Here is an 18,787-nt window from a genome sequence, read left to right on the forward strand (position 1 = left end):
TCGTGGATCGTCTGCGCCCTGGTGGTCCGGGGCAGGGGGAACGGGGGTGAGGGCACCGTCGAAGGCACTCCAGGAGCCAGAGCTCTTACGGACGGACGTCCCGGGCGTCGTGCAGCACCGCGCCCACCAGGTGAGCTGGTCGAGCGCCGTGACGGAGGCCGTGAACCCCGCGGATGTCCTGTGTCAGCGGCCGTCGGCGCCGAGGCCCCCGCGCCGACGGGCCTCTGCGGCGCGCCGGCGGGCCACAGTGGGAACCGAGGCGACCCCGGCACGTACTGCCGATGCGAATCGTTGACCGCAGACGGCGGTTGTCGGACATCGGAAACGCTCCTGTGCCGGGTCGGCGTACCGCCGACGGTGGTGGACATGGCCCAGCTTGCGTCGAGGCACTCACCACCGGCTCACCACCCGCTCACGGCCGACTCCCGGTACGCCACGGGGGCTGCATTACGGTGGCGCTCATGCGATTCGGGGTACTGGGGCCACTGGCCGTGTGGAGGGCGGACGGCAGCCCGGTCACCGTGCCCGGACTCAAGACCCGAGCGCTGCTGGCCGCACTGCTGTCGCAGGAGGGGCGCCCGGTGTCCGCGGACCGGCTCGTCGACCAGCTGTGGGAGCAGGGGGAGCTGCCGGGAAATCCCTCCGCAGCCCTGCAGACCAAGGTCTGGCAGCTTCGGAAGGTGTTCGAGGATGCGGAAGCGGGCGGCCGTGAGCTGCTGATGCTGCGCGACGACGGCTATCTGCTGCGTACGGAACCCGAGAGCGTCGACATGGACCGGTTCGCAGCCCTTACGGCGCGTGCCCGGGCTGCCGAAGCGCCGCGCACCCGCGCAGCGCTCCTGTCGGACGGCCTCGCGCTGTGGCGGGGCATGGCGTTCTCCGGCTTCGAGGACGCCGCGTTCGCCCGCCCGGTCATCACCCGCCTCGAAGAGGCCCGCCTCGCCGCCCTCGAAGCGCTCGCCGAGACCCGGATCGAACTGGGCGAACCCCTCGACGTGGCGGGAGAATTGCATGAGCTCGTCGTGCGCTACCCGCTGCGCGAGCGGTTGCGGGCCCTCCATATGCGCGCTCTGTACGCCGCCGGCCGGGTGGGCGAAGCACTGGCCGGCTACCAGGAGCTGCGGACCCGGCTCGCCGACGAACTGGGCCTCGACCCCGGCCCCGAACTCACCGCTCTGCACCAGGCGATGCTGGAGCAGGACACGGAGCTGAGAACAACCACCGGCGTCGCGGACCCGCTGTGGCGCACGGTCTCGAACCTGCCTGCTCCACTGACCGAGCTGGTCGGCCGCCGGCGGGCGGTTGCCGAGTTGAAGGGCCTGCTCGCCACCGCGCGGCACGTGACGCTGACCGGCTCCGGCGGCGTCGGCAAGACCAGGCTCGCACTGGAGACCGCAACTCAGCTCGCCGCTGACTTCCCCGACGGCGCCTGGCTGGTCGAGCTCGCGGCGCTGGGCCGTACCGGCAGCGCGAAAGCGGTGGACCCGGTGGCGGAGGCCGTCATGACGGCGCTCGGCATCCGGGAGGAGCCGGGGTCCGCATCCCCCGGCACGAACAGGTCCTCCTCACCCGCCGAGCGTCTCGCCGAGGCACTCGGCGGCAAGCGGCTGCTGCTGCTCCTCGACAACTGCGAGCACATCATCGACGCGGTCGCCGAACTGGCGGCGCTGCTGCTGAAGCGCTCCCCGGGCCTGCGCCTCCTGGCCACCAGCCAGGAACCGTTCGGCATTCCCGGCGAGGTGGTCCGGGCCGTGCCCCCGCTGGAGGTGCCCGACCCGGCCGGCGAGCCGGGACTCGACGAGGTGGCACGCTCCAGCGCCGTCGAGCTGTTCGTCGCGCGGGCAGCCGCCGCGGCGCCCGGCTTCGCGCTCGACGCCGGCAACGCCCGGGACGTGGCGGTGATCTGCCGTCGGCTCGACGGAATTCCCCTGGCGCTCGAACTGGCCGCCACCCGGGTGCGCGCTCTCAGCGTACGAGAGCTGGTCCACCGCCTCGACGACCGCTTCCGGCTCCTCGCCACCGGCTACCGGGGCGCCCCGCCCCGCCAGCAGACACTCCGAGCCATGATCGACTGGAGCTGGGGCCTGCTGACCTGCCCCGAGCGTGCCGTGCTGCGCCGCCTCGCCGCCCATGCCGAGGGATGCACCCTTCAGGCGGCGGAGGCTGTCTGCGCCGGGGAAGGTGTGGACTCCCACGACGTTCTCGATCTGCTCGCCCGCCTGGTGGACCGCTCGCTGGTCGTCATGGACGACAGCGGCGACGAACCCCGCTACCGGCTCCTCGAATCCGTCGCGGACTACGGCCTCGCCCGCCTGGACGAGGCCGGCGAGAGCGAGGAGGTACTACGGCGCCACCGCCGGTACTACACCGAACTCGCCGAGCGCGCCGCACCGCTGATGCACGGCCCCGACCAGCGACGCCAACTGCGCCTCCTGGACGCGGAGACCGCCAATATCCGCCGGGCGCTCGACCACGCCGTACAGCACGGTGCCGTCGAGGACGCTCTCAGGCTGGTCAACGCTCTGACCTGGTACTGGTTCCTGCGTGGCCGACTCCGGGAGGCGGGCCGGTCACTGGAGGCGGCGCTCGCCGCGGCAGAGCAGACCGAGACCGCCCGGAACCCGGAGGCAGCTGCGTCCCTGCGGGCCCAGGCCCGGGCGTGGCGCGCGGGGTTCGCCGTCCTCGTCGGCGACGGCACCGAGCGGACGCAGTACAGCCGCGTCGCCGTGGACCTGTCCCGGGAAGTGAAGGACCGGCGGGAGCGGGCCAGAGCACAGTGGTTCCTCGGCTTCGCCCTGTTCGGCGTCGGCGACCAGGCTGCCAGCGAGGTACTCATCGACCAGGCGCTCGAAGCGTTCCAGGCCCTCGGCGACCCCTGGGGAACCGCTGCGGCGCTGAGCGTACGGGCCAACCAGGCACATGTGCGCGGCGACCTCACCCGGCTCGCGCACCACGGACAGCGCAGCGCGCATCTCTTCTCCGAACTGGCCGATAGCTGGGGGCAGTTGCAGACCGTCGAACCGCTCGCCTCGCTGGCTGAGATGGCCGGTGACTACGAACGCGCGGCGAAACTCCACCAAGAGGGGCTGCGCCTGGCCGAGGACCTCGGATTGTGGCCCGAGGCCGCCGACCGGCTGACCAGCCTGGGCAGCACCGCCATGCTCACCGGTGACCACGCCAGGGCACGGGAGTTCCATCAGCGGGCGCAGCGCCTCGCCGCCGAGCACAGCTTCAAGCCGGGAGAGATCCACGCCGAGGTCGGCCTCGGCCTCGGCGCTCGCCGCGAAGGACGGCTCGAGTCCGCCGAGGCCCACATGCGCCAAGTGCTGCGGTGGCAGACCACGATGTCCTTCGAACCCGGCCGCGCGCTCGCCCTCGCCGAACTCGGCTTCATCGCCGAACAGCGCGGCGAAGCGGACCAGGCTCTGCGCCTGCACCAGGACGGCTGGACCTCGGCCCGCAACACGGGAGACTCCCGGGCCATGGCGCTGGCCCTGGAGGGCCTGGCAGGCGCCCACACCCTCGCGGGACGCCACGCGCACGCCGCCGTGCTCCTCGGCGCCGCGTACGCGGCCAGGGACTCCGTGGGCATGCCGCTTCCCCCGGCCGAACGAGGCGATGTCGACCGGATCACGATGGCGATACAGAAGCACCTGGACGAGGACGCCTACCGGACCGCCTACCGGCGCGGCAGCACGCTGACACCCGAAGAGGCACTGTCTGCAGAACCCGGCTGACCCGCCCGCACCCGGCGTTCGCTGCCCGAATCAGAGGCAGCCTGGTCGGGAATCGGCGGGGAAGAGGATGTACGAGCTCTTCGACGAGCTGGAGGTCGGCGCCGGCGAAGTAGCCGGACCCGTGGGGGAGTCAGTGCCGAATGGCAGGATGCCTTCATGAGTGCGTCATCCGTCACCGCTGCCGATTTCACCTGGCTCGCCGAGCGCTACCCGACGCTGAGCGAGGGGCACTGTCTGACGTACGTCAGAGGGCTGGACCCCGACGAAGCCCTGCGCCGCATGGGCGTCACTGAGGCGATGCGCACCCTGTCCGGTGTCGCGGAGGTGTGCAAGGCCGCCGAGGAGGCGTGGGACGAGTACGACGACGACAAGCTGTTCGTTGCCGCCGTCGAGGCTGAGGGCGCCGGGGAGGACGGTACGGCCGCTCCGTGGACGCTGCTGGTCGAGCCGAACGGCTTTCTGGGCAACGATTCTTCTCGGCAAGAGGCGCTCTCGAGGCAGAGTGCCCTCGTCTCGCATTACTACAACATCGGGGCAGGCGACCACTTCCATTGGGTGGAGGACGGCAGGCTGCGGCTGCACTTCGAGCCGCTGTTCCCCGCACAGCGCGAAGGCAGCGACGCCGAGCAGGTGGCCGGTGTGCTGCGGGAGTCCGGCTTCGATCTGCGGGAGGGCGAGGAGCGTGACTTCCGGCTGTGCACGGAGGCCGCTTTCGCGCTCGCCGCCCGGCTGACCGGGGTGCTGCTGACCCCCCAACTGCTCGACTCCCTCAGGTACACGGGTGGCCTTGTCCCATATAGGTGAGGCCCTGCTGAGGGCATGCTATTCAGGCCGCCGAGGCTGAATGCAAGATCAGGGTATCGACTGCCGATGAAATAGCCATGTCCGCGGGATTTCCGTCTCCTTTCCTGGCGTACTGGCCGTAGTGCCGTTCCTGTCGTAGTGCCGTTCCCGCGCACCACTTTCCCGCCATACTGCGATACCGAGGCCCGGAATGGGACGGAGGCGGGAGCGAAGCGGTTCCATCTCGACGGTGCGACGGGCGGACGAACTCCACTCCTCGCTGGTGCGACCCTGCTGACCTGCGTAAATCCCGCCCTTCGCAGGCTACTTGGGTGGAATCGGGTGAACTGGGAAAACGCGACTTCGCGGGAAGGTGATCGTTGCCTTCCCATCTCGTAGCCGGTCATGTCAACCGCGTCTACGCGCGGTGATGCGCTCTTGCTCAGGGGCGAATAGGTCTGGTTAAACTCAGCCTTCATGCATCACACCCCCCACGGTACGACGCAGAACAAGCAGGGCAACCGCCCGATATTCATTGAACGTTCAGGTAAACGAAGGAGGGTGCTCCGGCCTATTGCCGTGGCACTCGGAACTGCCTGCGGCGCGTATTTGATGTTCGTCGCAGTCGTCCTCGCCGGGATCTGGCAGCCCGCCGGACAGCAGCAGCCTCCCCGTACCGGCGAGGCCGCCCCCACCGGCCCCGCACAGCAGGGGCGTGCCCCGCGCGGCGGCACCGATCTCAGCGACACCGAACGGGGCGCCGCCGCGCGGCACGGCACCGACCCTGCGGATGACACTCGGCGGGACACCGGCGCCGGGGCCGAACGGCGCGGGCCCGGCTCCCGGCCGCCCTCCCGTACCCCGTCCCCCGTCGAGTCCCCGCATCCGGCCATCCGCGGATGAGCGCCCGGCACGCACTGCGCCGTCCCCCACGCGGGCACTGGGTGCTGTTACTGCTCGTCCTCACGGTTGTCATCGTCACTCTCCTCTTCGAAGGCTGGACCACGCACGAAGTCGACGCCGCCCGCACCAAACGTCCCTGCGCCGAGCCCATTCCGCGCAGCGCCGACACCGGGCAGCCGGTCCTGAGATTCACCGGCGACGGCGTGGAGACGGCCGCCATGCCCGCACGTACGGCGGCCCTCACCTTCAACGGCGGTCCGGACCCCGTCTGGACCCCGCGGCTGCTCGACCTGTTGGCCGCGCACCGCGCCCACGCCACCTTCTTCGTCTACGGCAAGCAGGCCGCCCGGCACCCGGAACTGATGCGGCGGATCCGTGAGGACGGACACGAGATCGGCTCGTACACCTACACCGGCGGCGATCTGGGTGCCGCGTCGCCGTTGCGGGCCCGTATGGAGCTGTCGTTGACGCAGACGGCGCTGGCCGGTACGGCGGGCGTGCGCACCCGGCTGCTGCGGCTCCCGCACACCACGGCGGCGGACACACTGTGTGGCCCGGAATGGGCCGCGGCCCAGCGCGCGGCCCGGCAGGGGTATCTGGTCGTCGCCGCCGACCGGAAGAGCCACAAGCCCGCCGAGGGCGTCGTACGCCAGTACAGCCACACCGACCTCGGCTACCGCGAGGCGCGGGCGCTGCTGCGCGACCGGGAGGTGGAGAGGTTCACCACCGTCTCGGCCGGGCTCGGGCAGCTCTCTTTCACCGCGCCCGCACCGCTCTCCGAACGGGTGAAGGGAGAGGGCCTGATCCGTGCCCAGGAACTCGGCCGGATCTTCTCCCGGGCGATGGCCTGGGCGCTGGTCGTGGCGGGCGTGCTCGGGCTGCTGCGGCTGGCGATGCTGGCCTGGTTCGCCCGCGTCCACGTGCGCCGCCGCGACCGGTGGCGACCCGGCGCACCGCGGTTGCGCGAGGTGACCGGCCCGGTGACCGTGCTCGTCCCCGCGCACAACGAGGAGGCAGGCATCGGCGCTACGGTGCACTCGCTGCTCGCCTCCACCTATCAGGACCTCCAGATCATCGTCATCGACGACGGCTCGACGGACAGCACGGCAACGGTCGTGGACGGCATCACCGACCCGCGCGTCACCCTCGTGCGCCGGCCCAACGCCGGCAAGCCGGGTGCGCTCAACACCGGGCTGGCGCACGCGCTGCACGACATCGTGGTCATGGTCGACGCCGACACCGTCTTCGAACCCGACGCGCTCCACCGCCTCGTCCAGCCGCTCGCCCACCCCGCCATCGGGGCCGTCAGCGGGAACACGAAGGTCGGCAACCGCCGTCACCTGCTGGGCAAGTGGCAGCACCTGGAGTATGTGCTGGGCTTCAACCTGGACCGGCGCATGTTCGAGGTGCTGGAGTGCATGCCGACCGTCCCTGGCGCCATCGGGGCGTTCCGGCGCGACGCGCTGATGGGCGTCGGCGGCGTCAGCGAGGCCACCCTCGCCGAGGACACCGACCTGACGATGGCGCTGTGGCGGGCCGGGTGGCGCGTCGTCTACGAGGAGTCCGCCGTCGCCTGGACGGAAGTCCCGGACAACCTGCGACAGTTGTGGCGGCAGCGCTACCGCTGGTGCTACGGCACCCTCCAGTCGATGTGGAAGCACCGGCACGCCGTACGCGAGGTCGGGCCGGCCGGCCGGTTCGGCCGCCGCGGGCTGAGCTATCTGGCTCTCTTCCAGGTCGTGCTGCCGCTGTTCGCCCCGGTCGTGGACGTTTTCGCGCTGTACGGCGTGTGCTTCCGCGACCCGACAGAGGCGGTCGCCGTCTGGCTGGGTTTCCTCGCCGTGCAGATGGCCACCGCCGGATACGCGCTGTGGCTGGACGGGGAGCGGCTGCGCGCCCTGTGGTCGCTCCCTCTCCAGCTCTTCGTCTACCGGCAGTTGCTGTACCTGGTCGTCATCCACTCGGTGATGACGGCCTTGCTCGGCTCGCGCCTCAAGTGGCACCGCATGCACCGCACCGGCACCGCCGATCCGTACCAGGTGGAGGAGGCGGCGGAGCGCGGCCTGCTGCACCAAGGACCGAGGGGAGAACTGCGATGACCCGCCCGCTCGACGTCCCCGGGGTCCCCGATGTGCCCGACGCCCCCGATGCGCCCGACGTGCCCGGTGCGACCGCGAGTGAGCCGAGGGCCGCGGCCGTCGCGCCCGGTCGTCCTGCCCCGCCCGTGCTCGGCGCCCGGCGCGAGGTGTACGGCTGGCGGGGCACCGCGCTGGTGCGCATGCGCACGCCCGCGCAGAGACACGCCCGTCCGAGGCGTCGCCGCCGGGTGCTGCGGCCGGCCCTCGCGCTCCTGGTCGCCATGCTGGCCACCGCCTGCGGCACCTACACCTGGGCGGAGACCGAACTGAACCGGGAGGTGAACCTCGGCGCCTTCGGCGGGCGCCACCCGGCGGGGGAGGGGACCAACTACCTGATCGTCGGCTCCGACAGCCGCGAGGGCCTCTCCGACACCGACGTGCGGGATCTGCACGCGGGCGGCGGCGGAGGCCGCCGGACGGACTCGATGATCGTCCTGCACAAGGGCGCGCACGGCACGGTGATGGTCAGTCTGCCGCGCGACTCGTGGGTCACCATCCCCGGCTTCCACAACCCGGCGACCGGCAAGCAGGTCCCGCCTGCCAAGAACAAGCTGAACGCCGCGTTCGCGTACGGCGGTCCGGAACTGCTCGCCCGCACGGTCGAACACAACACCGGCCTGCGGATCGACCACTACGCGGAGATCGGCTTCGCCGGCTTCGTGAAGATCGTCGACGCGGTCGGCGGGGTCCGTCTGTGTCTCGACCGGGACATCAAGGACGAGAAGTCCGGAGCCGACCTGAGACGCGGCTGTCAGACGCTGCACGGTCGGGAGGCGCTCGCCTTCGTCCGGCAGCGCCACCAGGAAACCGAGGGCGACCTCGGCCGCTCCCGCAATCAGCAGCGTTTCCTCTCGGCACTGGCGCACAAGGCCGCCAGACCGGGCACCGTCCTTGACCCGTCGCAGCTCTACCCGGCACTTCACGCGGGCCTGGAGACGCTTGTGGTGGACCAGGACATGGATCTACGGCGTCTGATCGAGATGTTCCGTTCGGTGCAGGGCGCGGGCGGCCGCAAACCGCAGCGGGTCACCGTGCCGGTGGACGCGGTGGGCCTCCCCACGTCCAAGGGCAACGTCATCCGCTGGGACGCCGAGCGCTCCGCCCGACTGTTCCGGCAGCTCCGTGAGGATCACCCGGTGACCGTCACTGGCGGACGCCGCGGCTGACCCGGGCCCGGGTGTGCCGTTGGCGTACGGGCGGCACACCCGGGCGGGACGCTCGGCCACCCGCTTCCGGACCGGGCCGGTTCACCCTGCCGGATCGATGCCGCCCGCGTTCCGTCCCGCGTTCTCCGCCTTGTGGTCGAATGTGTCGTTGTCCGCCGCCGAGGTGGAGTCCGACCAGTCGCTCAGCGCCTTGAGCTTCTGCCGGAACACCGCGTTGGGGTCCTTGCCCTGCGCCTCGTTCCGGGCCTCCTGCTGGAGCTGGTCGAGGGTTTTCAGACTGCCGTCCGCGTTGAGGAGTTCCTTCGGCGGCGGGGGCTGCGCCGGGTAGCCCGCGTTGTAGAGGTACTGGATCATGCGATATTCCTGGATTCCGGCGAAGTTCTGATACTCCTGCGTCGCCTTTTTCTGATTCGGGTCGTCGCCGGTGGCCCAGCTGCCCACGCCCTTGCCGATGGCGAACTTGACGCCCTTCCAACCGTAGTTGAGGGCCGTCTTCGCGATGGTGAGCTCCCCCAGGCCGAGCGTCATGATGTCCTTGAAGACACCTCGGACCGATGCCTGCTGGGCGTCCATGTCCTTCCCCGCCGCAAGCTCCGCGTCGTACTGGGCCTTGGCCAGGCTTCCGAACGCTTCGGAGAGACGGGAGAACTGCTCCGGGTCCTTGCCGCCGCCGCGCACGGCGTCGGCGTCGATCTTCGCCGCTCCCCTGAGGGCCTGATCGCTGAACTGCCCCGCCGCCTGGTCGAGCACGTCCGTCGCCGGCCGGCTGTCGGCGAACGTGGTCAGGAACTTCTTGGCGTCGTCCACACTCAGATAGAAGGCCGGGGTGACGCCGGGCAGGTCGGTCCAGTTGGGCGGCTTGCCCATGCTCGACGGGTGCCCCTTCGCATCCTGGCCCCGTACCCCGGTGGTCAGTTCATGGATGTAGGAGGCGCCCAGGTTCGCCATGGATGTCTTCATCGGCCAGGGAGTGCCGTCCTTGCCCTTGCCGGCCATGTACGTCATGGCGTTGAAGGCGAACTGGGAAGCGGCCAGACTGTGCCGGCCCGGCTGCTCGGTGCCCACACCGGCCCCGGCCTCGATGGCCCGGCCCAGCCCGGCGGCGACGTCGTCGCCCGAGCCGTAGGACTTGGCGTAGCCGAGGAAGAGGTCGTACGTCTTTTTGTAGTCGCCCTGGTGCATGCCGCCCAGCACGTCGCGGGCCGCGGCGCCGTCCTTCCCCAGCAGATTGAGGGCGAGCGCCAGCGTGTCGTCGCTGAGGCCGAACTTGGCGGCATCCGACAGCGAGGCGCCACGCCAGTCCTGGCCTTCGGGGTTCTTGACGAACCTGTCCAGGCCCAGGTTCTTCGCTGCCGTCTTGATGTACTCGGTCGGGAAGTGCCCGTACTGCATCAGCGCGAGCCGTCCCCAGGCGTCCGCCGGATATTCCGACGGGCGCAGCATCATCTGCGTGACCTTGTCGAAGCCGGGCGTGGCAAGATACGCGGCGCTGCTGGCCGTACCCAGAGCCCGGCTGAAGGTCTTGAGGTCTTCCCTGGCGGTCTTGCTCCCCGACTGTGCCAGGAACGTCGGCAGCATCGAGAGACGGTTCGGGCCGAGATTGGCGTAGAAGGCGGCCAGCACCTCGGGGTCGTCCTGGTAGCGGGCCAGTTCACCGGCGATACGGTGCATCTCCTCGGCGCCCGAACCGTCGACCCGGTTGATCCGGTTCATCCGGTCGGCCAGTTCCTTGCCCTTGCCCTGGGCGTCGGCGAGCGAGAGAAAATTGTCCGGAACCTGCACCATCTTGCGGGCGGGGTCGGGGTGGTTCCGCTCCATGGTCTGGGCCAGGTCGAAGCGGCGTTTGAGGGCGGGAAGCTGCTGATCCACCCAGTTCCCCACGGCCACCAGCCGGTTGAGGCCGCTGGTGTCCACGCCGAACTGGCCGAACCGCTGGCTCCAGCCGTTGGCGCTCCTGAGTACGTGGGCGCCGTTCACCAGGGAATCGATCATTCCCTTGAGCCGCCCCGGATCGATTCCGCTGAACGTTCCGGACCCCGGCCCACCTGTCGGCGGTGGCGTGGCATTCAACGCCGTCTCCCCCCTCGTACGACTGCTACGACTCGCTCGGAACAGCGCGTTCACACTGCCTTGCGGTAAGCCCTCGCCTGGCTGAGTGGTACCTGCTTCGGTGTCCGGTTGATCACCGCGTTCACCGCGTCCACGATCTCCTGGGCAAGGCTGTGCACCTCGCCCTTGCGGCCCTCGACCTCGGTGGCGAACGTCTTCGCCGCCGGCCCCTCCCAGACCCCGCCGCCGCCCATGTCGGACGCCGCGCGGTCCAAGGTGGCGGCGATGTGGTTCTGCTGAGAGGCCACGCTCTGCCTCAACTGCACCAGATCCGCGTACAACGGGCTGTCCACCAGTTGCTTGTCGTAGTCGTGCTCGCTCATCGTCCCGCCTTGCGGTTGCGCGTCCCCGAAAGCCCCGTCCGGACGGTCCGTCTCGGAGCTCTCTCCAATTCTAGGATGAATTGCCCGGCGCATACGCGCTGTTACCTCTTACTTCATAACACAGAGCGCATCTGTTCAATTGACGCCAAAGCTCGGACAAACAACGGACGTCGAGCGACCCCGGGCGGTACTCGGGGAACTGCGACTGAGCAGGAACGTCACAATGTCGGAACCCGGCTTCTGCTCCACATCACGGAGCAGGGAGAATGCCGCACCGATCAGTTTCGGCGGCCTGCGGTGAAGCACTGTCCGCCGCAGGGCCAGAACCGAAGGAGCAAGCGGGATGGGTGAGTTCACCGGAGTCGACCCACTGCGGCTGCGCGAGTTGGCCAACGCGCTGCGGGGCTTGGCGGACACGCTTCAAACAGAAGGCGGCACCATTCGCGACTTGTTCTCGAAGTGGGAGGGAACACTTAATCAAGCTCCGCTGACGCAGCAGACGACACAGGTCGGCGATGACGCCCGGAACATGGCCCTGCGCGCCAGTCTGGCGTACAGCCTGCTGCTGCAGCCCCGGTACGTCGACCCGAACAGCCCGCACAAGGACTGGGTGAGCATCCCCTGGGATGTCACGAAGATCGACACGAAGACGGAAGGGCAGCGGGAAGCACTGAGCCTGCTGAAGGCGCTGAACTCCCCGGACGACCCGCAGTCGCGGACGACCATCCAGCTGCTCTCCCAGTCGCTCGCCGACCATGCGGACGACCCGGCGTACCTCCAGGCGTTCATGAACGCCGGCGGGCTCGATGCGTCGGTACGCGCGGCGCGGGTTCTGCACGGGCAGGACGGCACACACGGCGAGAAAGTGCTGTCCCAGGAGTCGGAGCAGATCCTCAGCAGGTTCGGGCAGGCCTTGCAGACCGCCACCAGCCTGGCCGAGCAGGGAAAGATCCAGCTTCTGCCCAACTACATGCAGAAACTGACACATCCGCCGGGCGGGGACATGTGGTCCGTCGGCATGCTCTTCAAGTACGGCCCCAAGGGCGATAAATGGGACCCGAAGGTGCTCTCCACAGTCGGGGGCGCCATGCTGGATTGGCGCTCCAAGCAGGAGATGCGGCCCAGCTACACCCCTTCGCAAGTCATTCCGGGCGCCCGTTACGGTTACATCCCGGGCGGTTACGCCGGGGACGAGAACGCTTGGTACCAGAGCCTGGGGTTGAAGGTCTCAGGCATCACGCTGAACGCCGATGACGTCGCCGCCAGCCTCCGGGGCATCACCGCTAACGACCCGTCGATCGCTCTTATGCAGCGCGTCAGCGAGAACGGCGACGCGTCGCGTCAACTGCTGACCGGGCCCGACGGTTCCCGGCACGCCAAAACGCTGGTCGACAACAAATGGCAGACGCCAGGCCCCCAGCCGCTCGACGACGCCAAGTGGCCGGCCGCCGTTATCACTGCCGCCACCATGGACCGGACCGGCCACCCGAAGGAGTCGGCGGAAGCGGCAGCCAACGTCATCAACGCCGGGTCGACCGAGTACGGCGACGAGGGGAAGACGAGCGCCTACGAGAAAGAGCAGTATCCGGGACTACCACCCGGGATCACCCGCGCGCTGTCCCAGGTGTTCGCGGCATACGTACCCGACTTCGCCCAATCGCACCGCATGCCCAACCAGCCGGCAGCACCGGCGACAGGCGGGGAGGAGAACGTCGGCACGCTGATCGTGGGCCAGCCGACGTCGCTTAATTTCCTCGGCCTGATCATGAAGAACAACAAGGACGAATCCGGGAACGTGGTCAACGCCGTGAACTCCCAGATCTCCGTGGCAGCCGCACTGGGTTTGGACAGGCCGGAGGCACAAACCTACCTGAAGAACCTGGCCGAGTTGCAAGGCGTGGTGACCGCCACAGCGGAGAGGAACGGTCTCAAAGAGGCGCAACTGAAGGACGAGGCCAACAAGAAGAGCCTGCTGTGGGCCAACACCGTGACCGGCGCCATCGGGGCCATTCCGGGCCTGCCCGATGCCGGCCAGTGGATACAAGCAGCAATCGCGGGCGGTATGCCCGCGGTGCGGGAAAGCTATTCCACCGACAACGCGGCCAAGTACGAGCAGCAGGCAAAGACGACCTCCTTCGAGGCCCAGTCGGCCATGCGGCTTCCGCTGCTGCGCGGACTGGTGGCGAGCGGCCAGATCAAGCCGCCCAGTAACCACCCGGAGTGGGCGAACGGGCAGATTCAGATCCAGTCACAACAGGATGTGACGGACCTCAACAGCTGGTGGAAAATTGTCGCCCCACAGCAAGGCGGTCGGCTGGACAACTTCGACGACGAGATGGCCACCGCCTTCAACCGCGGCCAAACAGCCAACTGACGACAACAGCGGGCACCGAAGAGGACCGGGAGGGGAACGATGGGCCAGCCGGAAGCTGATCTCTGCAAACAGGACATGGCAAAGATCGAAACGGCAGTGCGCAATATCCGCGTCGCTATAAAGAGCGTCACCGACCTGATGGGCGCCGACACGTGGACGGGCCCCACAGCGGACTACTGGGGAGGGGACTTCCATGGCCGCATGGGCACGCTGAACTACCTCTTCAATTCGTACCCGGCAGAGGCACAGCGGCTCATCACCAAGGCCCAGGAGGAAAAGCCGAAGTAGGACGGTGCCTGGCACTGATGCTCCAGCTGCGGGACCGTCGAGTCCGCGTTCAGGCGGCCAGTAGCTGGCCAGTAGACTCGACGGCTGTGGCGGACACTCAGTACGAAGACCTGTTGCGGCTGGTGCTCACGTCCGGGACGGCCAAAGCCGACCGGACGGGCACCGGCACCCGGAGTATCTTCGGGCACCAACTACGCTACGACCTCTCGCAGGGGTTCCCGCTGGTCACCACCAAAAAGGTGCATCTCAGGTCCATCGTGTACGAGCTGCTGTGGTTCCTGCGTGGCGACTCGAACGTCGGCTGGTTGCATGAGCACGGCGTCACCATCTGGGACGAGTGGGCCGACGCGAACGGCGAACTCGGCCCGGTTTACGGCGCACAGTGGCGCTCCTGGCCCACCCCCGACGGCAGGCACATCGACCAGATCAGCGAGGTTCTCGACACTCTGCGCCGCGACCCGGACTCCCGCCGGATGATCGTCTCTGCCTGGAACGTCGCCGAGCTGGACAAGATGGCACTCGCGCCGTGTCACGCCTTCTTCCAGTTCTACGTCGCCGACGGCAAGCTTTCCTGCCAGCTGTACCAGCGCAGCGCGGACCTGTTTCTCGGCGTCCCGTTCAACATCGCGAGCTACGCCCTGCTCACGCACATGGTGGCGCAGCAGGCCGGCCTCGAGCCGGGCGACTTCATCTGGACCGGCGGCGACTGCCACATCTACGACAATCACGTCGAGCAGGTGACCAAGCAGCTCTCGCGCACCCCGTTCGAGTTCCCCAGGTTGCGCCTGCGCGAGGCCGACTCGCTTTTCGACTACGCCTACGCCGATGTGGTGGTGCTCGACTACCAGCACCACCCGGCCATCAAAGCCCCGGTCGCGGTGTGAACGTCGGGCTGATCTGGGCGCAGACGCCCGATGGCGTGATCGGCGCGGACAACGCGATTCCGTGGCGACTTCCTGAGGACATGGCGCATTTCAAGGCAACCACCCTCGGTCATCCAGTGGTGATGGGGCGCAAGACATGGGATTCGCTGCCTCCGCGATTCCGCCCGCTGTCCGGCAGGCGCAACATCGTGGTGACTCGCGATCCACAATGGGTGGCCGAAGGCGCGGAACGTGCCGGGTCCATCGCCAAGGCCCTGGAACTCGCAGCCGAGCCGTTGGAGCCAACCGCCCCTACTGCGGCATGGGTGATCGGCGGCGGTGAAATTTACCGTGCCGCCCTGGGATACGCCACGACGCTCTCGGTGACTGAAGTCGACTCGACGGTCGACGGCGATATCTACGCCCCGACACCGGACCCGACGTGGAAAGTCGCCGAGGACAAAGGCTGGCAGTTCTCGACGACCGGGCTGCGCTACCGCATCCGCAAATACACCCGGTGACAGTTGACCACGACTCCTGATTCACTTCCGAAACAGGCCCTGGCGCCGCAACACTATCGAACGCTGTATCAACAAGCTCAAGCAGTGACGGCGGCCCGGCCACCCGCCACGACAAGACCGCCACCATCCGTTCCGGTCGTCCGGTCGGACATGTCGCGGCCGAGCTGGGTGTCTCCCGAGCCACCGCTTACACAGAGTGCGGCGCTGGCGGGTCGAGGGCGAGGCGGGGCTGCATGACCGCTCCGGCACCCGACCACGACGCCGCACCGCACGACGCCGCACCGCGCGGCGTCGGCCGCTGAAGCCCGCGTCTGCAACCTGCGCAGGACCCGCAAACTGGGCCCTGCCCGGATGGGGTCCTGGACATGTCCACGTCCCCTGTGCGCACAGACGGCCGACGCCGCCCCCCGTGCCACGCCGCCGCAAGCCCAGCACCGGCCTGGCACCGTCATCCGCCCCTGAAGCCCTCGGCCACCGATGCCGGGCCCACAATCAAAGCACGGCATCACCCCGGCTACCTGCGGCCATACGAGCCATCCGCTCGCAGCAAGCTGCCCCACCGCCAAACGGGCACGCCTTCGCGTTCGGGTCGATGCCCGACTCGCGAGTCGCCGTTCCCCGGTCTGCCGTATCGGCCATGGTTCGGTAGGCGGGGAGGGTGCCGGACAGAAGGGCGTGGCCGTAGCCATGGAACTTGCTGGGGTCATTGCGATCATCGTCGTCGCGTTGATCTTCGACTTCACCAACGGTTTCCACGATGCGGCGAACGCGATCGCCACCTCCGTCTCCACCAGGGCACTGACTCCCCGGGTAGCCCTGGCGATGGCGGCGGTCATGAATCTCATCGGGGCCCACATGGGCACGGCCGTGGCCAAGACAGTGGGCAGCGGGATCATCGATACGCCCACCGGCGGCGGTGGTCTCACCATCGTCGCCTCCGCCCTGGTGGGGGCGATCGGCTGGAATTTGCTCACCTGGAGACTCGGGCTGCCCACCTCCTCCTCGCACGCGCTCATCGGCGGCCTCATCGGCGCCGCACTGGCCGCCGTCAGCGGGGTGCAATGGATGGGCGTACTGAAAAAGGTCGCCGTGCCGATGCTGCTCTCCCCGCTCCTGGGCTTCCTCCTCAGCTATGTGGTGATGGTGGGGATCCTGTGGCTGTGCCGACGTGCGAACCCGCGCAAGGCCGGGAGACGGTTCCGCTTCCTGCAGACGCTTTCCGCCGCCGCGATGGGTCTGGGGCATGGTCTGCAGGACGCCCAGAAGACGATGGGTGTGATTGTGCTGGCCCTGGTCACTGCGGGTTACCAGAGTGGTTTCGAGGTGCCCGAGTGGGTGATCTTTTCCGTGGCTGCGGCGATGGCGCTGGGTACCTACAGTGGAGGTTGGCGGATCATCCGCACCCTTGGGAGGCGCATCGTGCAGCTCGATCCTCCCCGCGGCTTCGCTGCCGAGGCGACCGCCTCGACGGTCCTGTACGCCACCGCGTTCATCTGGACGGTGCCCATCTCCACTACGCAGACCATCACCTCAGCCGTGATGGGCGCGGGGGCCACCCGGCGCTTCTCCGCCGTGCGCTGGGGCGTCGCCCGGAACATCGTGATCGCCTGGGGTTCCACCCTGCCCGGAGCGGGTCTCGCCGCCGCAGCAGCCTTCTGGATCTTGCACCACCTCTTCGGAATCTGACCCGCATCTTCCCCTCGGAGACGGTCATGTCCGCACACCGCACCCCACCTGACCTCGCAGCCCCCGACGGTCTGCCGACACCGCGCCCCTTCGGTCATCTCTCCCCGCAGGACGGGGCCTGCCTGATGGAAGCCGCCTCCTTGCTGACGGGCGGCTTCACCGACAGCCCTCGCACCACGCACCCGATGCTGGCTGCCCTGGCCCGCGTGGTGAACGACACCGTCGACGACTCCACCCGTCACGGATTGTGGCCGCTCGTCGCCGACCTGGCGCGGGCGTATCCGCGTGCCCGTGACTTCGCACCGATAGTGATCGGAGAGGTGCTGCGGGAGGCCCAACGAGTCCGCCCCCACTCGAGGACATTGCATGTGCGCCGGACGCTGTGCAGACGCCGGGCCCTGAGGGTCGGTCAGGCTGCTGCTCCCACTCCGGTGGTCCGGCGCCTTGATGCACTGTGGTGGCGCGGCCCCGGACGGCACCACCTCGAACATGCTCTGCGGGTGCTGCTGCGTACGCCAGACGTCGACGAACGCCTCGCGCGCCTGCTCCGAGAAGCCGTCGCCCTCGCCACAGGCCGAGCGCTGGCTGCGGAGGCAGGCCCCTCTGAGCCATGCTCCCTGGAAGCCGGGGTGGCTGTGACCGGACGGCAGGGGTGCTGACCGGTCCACGTGTGCCACTTGGCAGGCCGTCGCACCGATGGCGTGCCAACTCGCCGGGGCGGCGCCGCTCCGGCGCCGCCTCATTTCCGTGAGAGCGGTGCGCGGTCGGGGCACTCCAAGCGGTAGCCGAGGCGCTGTCCGGGCCAGGGAGGGGCTGGTTTTGCTTAGCAAGCGGCGGTGCAGACGACGGCATCAGCGGCCTACCTGTCAGGCGGGGCCATTGCCCGCCTCACCCTGATGCCTGTCAGGTACTGCCGACGGGCGAACTGCCGCAAGCTGGGACCAGCGGGGCAGTTGGCACCGCTGAGCAAGAAGAGAGCAGGCACAAGGGGGAATGATGAGGAAAGCGAGGACGACGAAGCGGGGGACGGCGCGAGTGGTCACGCGAGCCCTGGCCGTCGGCGTCGCCACGCTCGCGCTGGGGGGCGCGATGACGCAGACCAGCTACGCCGAGCCCGTCCACACCGCGGGCGTCGAGTGCACCACGAGCTACGGAGAGCGGATCGAGGTCTACCCGCCCGCCCACAACGGGGACGGCACCGCCACCGGGGTCGGAAAGCGGCACGGCAACGGGGCGGAAGAAGAGATGACGTATCTCATGCGCGATGTCCCCTGGGGCCTGGATGAGGAGGTGGCACGCGCGCCCGGCCGTAACGACGGCCACAAGATGCTGCCCACCTTCCGCCCCACGCCGGGCAAGTACTACACGACGATCATCTACGACAACAATTCCTACTGCGAAAGCCAGCACGTGGACCTGTGAACCAGCGCCTGCGGTTGTGCCGGGGCCCGGCTCCGGCACAACCGCCCGCGCTCCCGCTTCGTCAGATGCGTGAACGCCTCAAGAACGTGGGCGGCTTCACCCGCGACGTGCGCGGTGCCCACTCACCGCCGTACCCGGGTACCGAGGGGCCAACTGCGACAGGGAGCCGCCGCGAGTCTGCGCCCCCGAAGCGCGCGCGGTCTCGCTAGGCGACGCGCGGTCTCGCCGGGCGCCTCGGGATTCATCGGCCTGGCTCTTGCCGACGCCATTGCATGGCCGCTCCTGCGCGCGTCCCGTGCCCGGTGCGGCTCGCCCTCCTGCGACTCCAGCACGGCCGCCGCGATCGCGACCAGCTTGCCGGCATGCGCTGGAGAGCGTCTTCGGCCCGTCGTCATGGCTGAAGCGACCATGCCATCGGCAGTGTTCAACGGCCGGTCGGTTACGGATCTGTCTCAGCGGTCGGCGGCTGTGGAG

Annotated in this window: 14 protein-coding genes and 1 pseudogene; 13 read left to right on the plus strand and 2 right to left on the minus strand. The window is 68.9% G+C overall.

Going from position 1 to position 18,787, the window contains the following annotated elements; translation table 11 throughout:
* Nucleotides 1-461: 461 nt before the first annotated feature.
* The 5 genes from ACTWQF_RS08890 to ACTWQF_RS08910 all read left to right on the plus strand — a co-directional run bounded on the left by ACTWQF_RS08890 (nucleotide 462) and on the right by ACTWQF_RS08910 (nucleotide 8,727).
* Nucleotides 462-3,737, plus strand: coding sequence for an AfsR/SARP family transcriptional regulator (locus tag ACTWQF_RS08890; RefSeq protein ID WP_443278639.1), 3,276 nt, complete (start codon nucleotides 462-464; stop codon nucleotides 3,735-3,737).
* 156 nt (nucleotides 3,738-3,893) lie between these two features.
* The gene (locus ACTWQF_RS08895) at nucleotides 3,894-4,541 is read left to right on the plus strand and encodes a DUF6461 domain-containing protein (RefSeq protein WP_443278640.1); all 648 of its coding nucleotides are present in this window, start codon (nucleotides 3,894-3,896) and stop codon (nucleotides 4,539-4,541) included.
* Between the two features lie 558 nt (nucleotides 4,542-5,099).
* The gene (locus ACTWQF_RS08900; RefSeq protein WP_443278641.1) at nucleotides 5,100-5,423 is read left to right on the plus strand and encodes a hypothetical protein; all 324 of its coding nucleotides are present in this window, start codon (nucleotides 5,100-5,102) and stop codon (nucleotides 5,421-5,423) included.
* Nucleotides 5,420-7,522 (plus strand): bifunctional polysaccharide deacetylase/glycosyltransferase family 2 protein, encoded by a 2,103-nt coding sequence (locus tag ACTWQF_RS08905; RefSeq protein WP_443278642.1) that lies wholly within the window; start codon nucleotides 5,420-5,422, stop codon nucleotides 7,520-7,522. The genes ACTWQF_RS08900 and ACTWQF_RS08905 overlap by 4 nt, the downstream gene beginning before the upstream one ends.
* Nucleotides 7,519-8,727 (plus strand): LCP family glycopolymer transferase, encoded by a 1,209-nt coding sequence (locus ACTWQF_RS08910; RefSeq protein WP_443278643.1) that lies wholly within the window; start codon nucleotides 7,519-7,521, stop codon nucleotides 8,725-8,727. The genes ACTWQF_RS08905 and ACTWQF_RS08910 overlap by 4 nt, the downstream gene beginning before the upstream one ends.
* Before the next feature lie 81 nt (nucleotides 8,728-8,808).
* Here the strand turns inward: ACTWQF_RS08910 and ACTWQF_RS08915 are convergent, their stop codons facing one another.
* Nucleotides 8,809-10,719 carry a hypothetical protein gene (locus tag ACTWQF_RS08915; protein WP_443278644.1) on the minus strand — a complete coding sequence of 637 codons (1,911 nt, stop codon included), beginning with the start codon at nucleotides 10,717-10,719 and terminating at the stop codon, nucleotides 8,809-8,811.
* Between the two features lie 128 nt (nucleotides 10,720-10,847).
* On the minus strand, nucleotides 10,848-11,159 hold the full coding sequence (locus ACTWQF_RS08920) for a hypothetical protein (protein ID WP_443278645.1): 312 nt from the start codon (nucleotides 11,157-11,159) through the stop codon (nucleotides 10,848-10,850).
* A gap of 343 nt (nucleotides 11,160-11,502) precedes the next feature.
* On the opposite strand from ACTWQF_RS08920, the gene ACTWQF_RS08925 reads away from it, so the two are divergent.
* The 8 genes and pseudogenes from ACTWQF_RS08925 (at nucleotide 11,503) to ACTWQF_RS08960 (ending at nucleotide 18,313) form a co-directional block, all read left to right on the plus strand.
* Nucleotides 11,503-13,533, plus strand: a complete 2,031-nt coding sequence (locus ACTWQF_RS08925) for a hypothetical protein (protein WP_443278646.1) — start codon at nucleotides 11,503-11,505, stop codon at nucleotides 13,531-13,533.
* Nucleotides 13,534-13,572: 39 nt separating this feature from the next.
* Entirely contained in the window at nucleotides 13,573-13,821 is a 249-nt protein-coding gene (locus ACTWQF_RS08930) for a hypothetical protein (protein ID WP_443278647.1), read from the plus strand.
* 86 nt (nucleotides 13,822-13,907) lie between these two features.
* On the plus strand, nucleotides 13,908-14,705 hold the full coding sequence (locus ACTWQF_RS08935) for a thymidylate synthase (protein ID WP_443278648.1): 798 nt from the start codon (nucleotides 13,908-13,910) through the stop codon (nucleotides 14,703-14,705).
* Complete coding sequence (locus ACTWQF_RS08940; RefSeq protein WP_443278649.1) at nucleotides 14,702-15,205, plus strand: dihydrofolate reductase; 504 nt, start codon at nucleotides 14,702-14,704, stop codon at nucleotides 15,203-15,205. The genes ACTWQF_RS08935 and ACTWQF_RS08940 overlap by 4 nt, the downstream gene beginning before the upstream one ends.
* Before the next feature lie 125 nt (nucleotides 15,206-15,330).
* Nucleotides 15,331-15,562: pseudogene (locus ACTWQF_RS08945) on the plus strand (helix-turn-helix domain-containing protein); the annotation flags it as partial.
* A 330-nt stretch (nucleotides 15,563-15,892) separates the two neighbouring features.
* A complete protein-coding gene (locus ACTWQF_RS08950; protein ID WP_443278951.1) occupies nucleotides 15,893-16,891 on the plus strand; it encodes an inorganic phosphate transporter in 999 nt (332 codons plus the stop codon).
* A 26-nt stretch (nucleotides 16,892-16,917) separates the two neighbouring features.
* On the plus strand, nucleotides 16,918-17,550 hold the full coding sequence (locus ACTWQF_RS08955) for a hypothetical protein (protein ID WP_443278650.1): 633 nt from the start codon (nucleotides 16,918-16,920) through the stop codon (nucleotides 17,548-17,550).
* Between the two features lie 376 nt (nucleotides 17,551-17,926).
* Entirely contained in the window at nucleotides 17,927-18,313 is a 387-nt protein-coding gene (locus tag ACTWQF_RS08960) for a hypothetical protein (RefSeq protein WP_443278651.1), read from the plus strand.
* Nucleotides 18,314-18,787: the final 474 nt, after the last annotated feature.

This window comes from Streptomyces sp. 8N114 (assembly GCF_052245835.1).
Lineage (GTDB): Bacteria > Actinomycetota > Actinomycetes > Streptomycetales > Streptomycetaceae > Streptomyces.

Coding starts and splice junctions, on each gene's coding strand:
- ACTWQF_RS08890 (WP_443278639.1), top strand. CDS start 462: ATGCGATTCGGGGTACTGGGGCCACTGGCCGTGTGGAGGGCGGACGGC.
- ACTWQF_RS08895 (WP_443278640.1), top strand. CDS start 3,894: ATGAGTGCGTCATCCGTCACCGCTGCCGATTTCACCTGGCTCGCCGAG.
- ACTWQF_RS08905 (WP_443278642.1), top strand. CDS start 5,420: ATGAGCGCCCGGCACGCACTGCGCCGTCCCCCACGCGGGCACTGGGTG.
- ACTWQF_RS08910 (WP_443278643.1), top strand. CDS start 7,519: ATGACCCGCCCGCTCGACGTCCCCGGGGTCCCCGATGTGCCCGACGCC.
- ACTWQF_RS08915 (WP_443278644.1), bottom strand. CDS start 10,719: ATGATCGATTCCCTGGTGAACGGCGCCCACGTACTCAGGAGCGCCAAC.
- ACTWQF_RS08920 (WP_443278645.1), bottom strand. CDS start 11,159: ATGAGCGAGCACGACTACGACAAGCAACTGGTGGACAGCCCGTTGTAC.
- ACTWQF_RS08925 (WP_443278646.1), top strand. CDS start 11,503: ATGGGTGAGTTCACCGGAGTCGACCCACTGCGGCTGCGCGAGTTGGCC.
- ACTWQF_RS08930 (WP_443278647.1), top strand. CDS start 13,573: ATGGGCCAGCCGGAAGCTGATCTCTGCAAACAGGACATGGCAAAGATC.
- ACTWQF_RS08950 (WP_443278951.1), top strand. CDS start 15,893: ATGGAACTTGCTGGGGTCATTGCGATCATCGTCGTCGCGTTGATCTTC.
- ACTWQF_RS08955 (WP_443278650.1), top strand. CDS start 16,918: ATGTCCGCACACCGCACCCCACCTGACCTCGCAGCCCCCGACGGTCTG.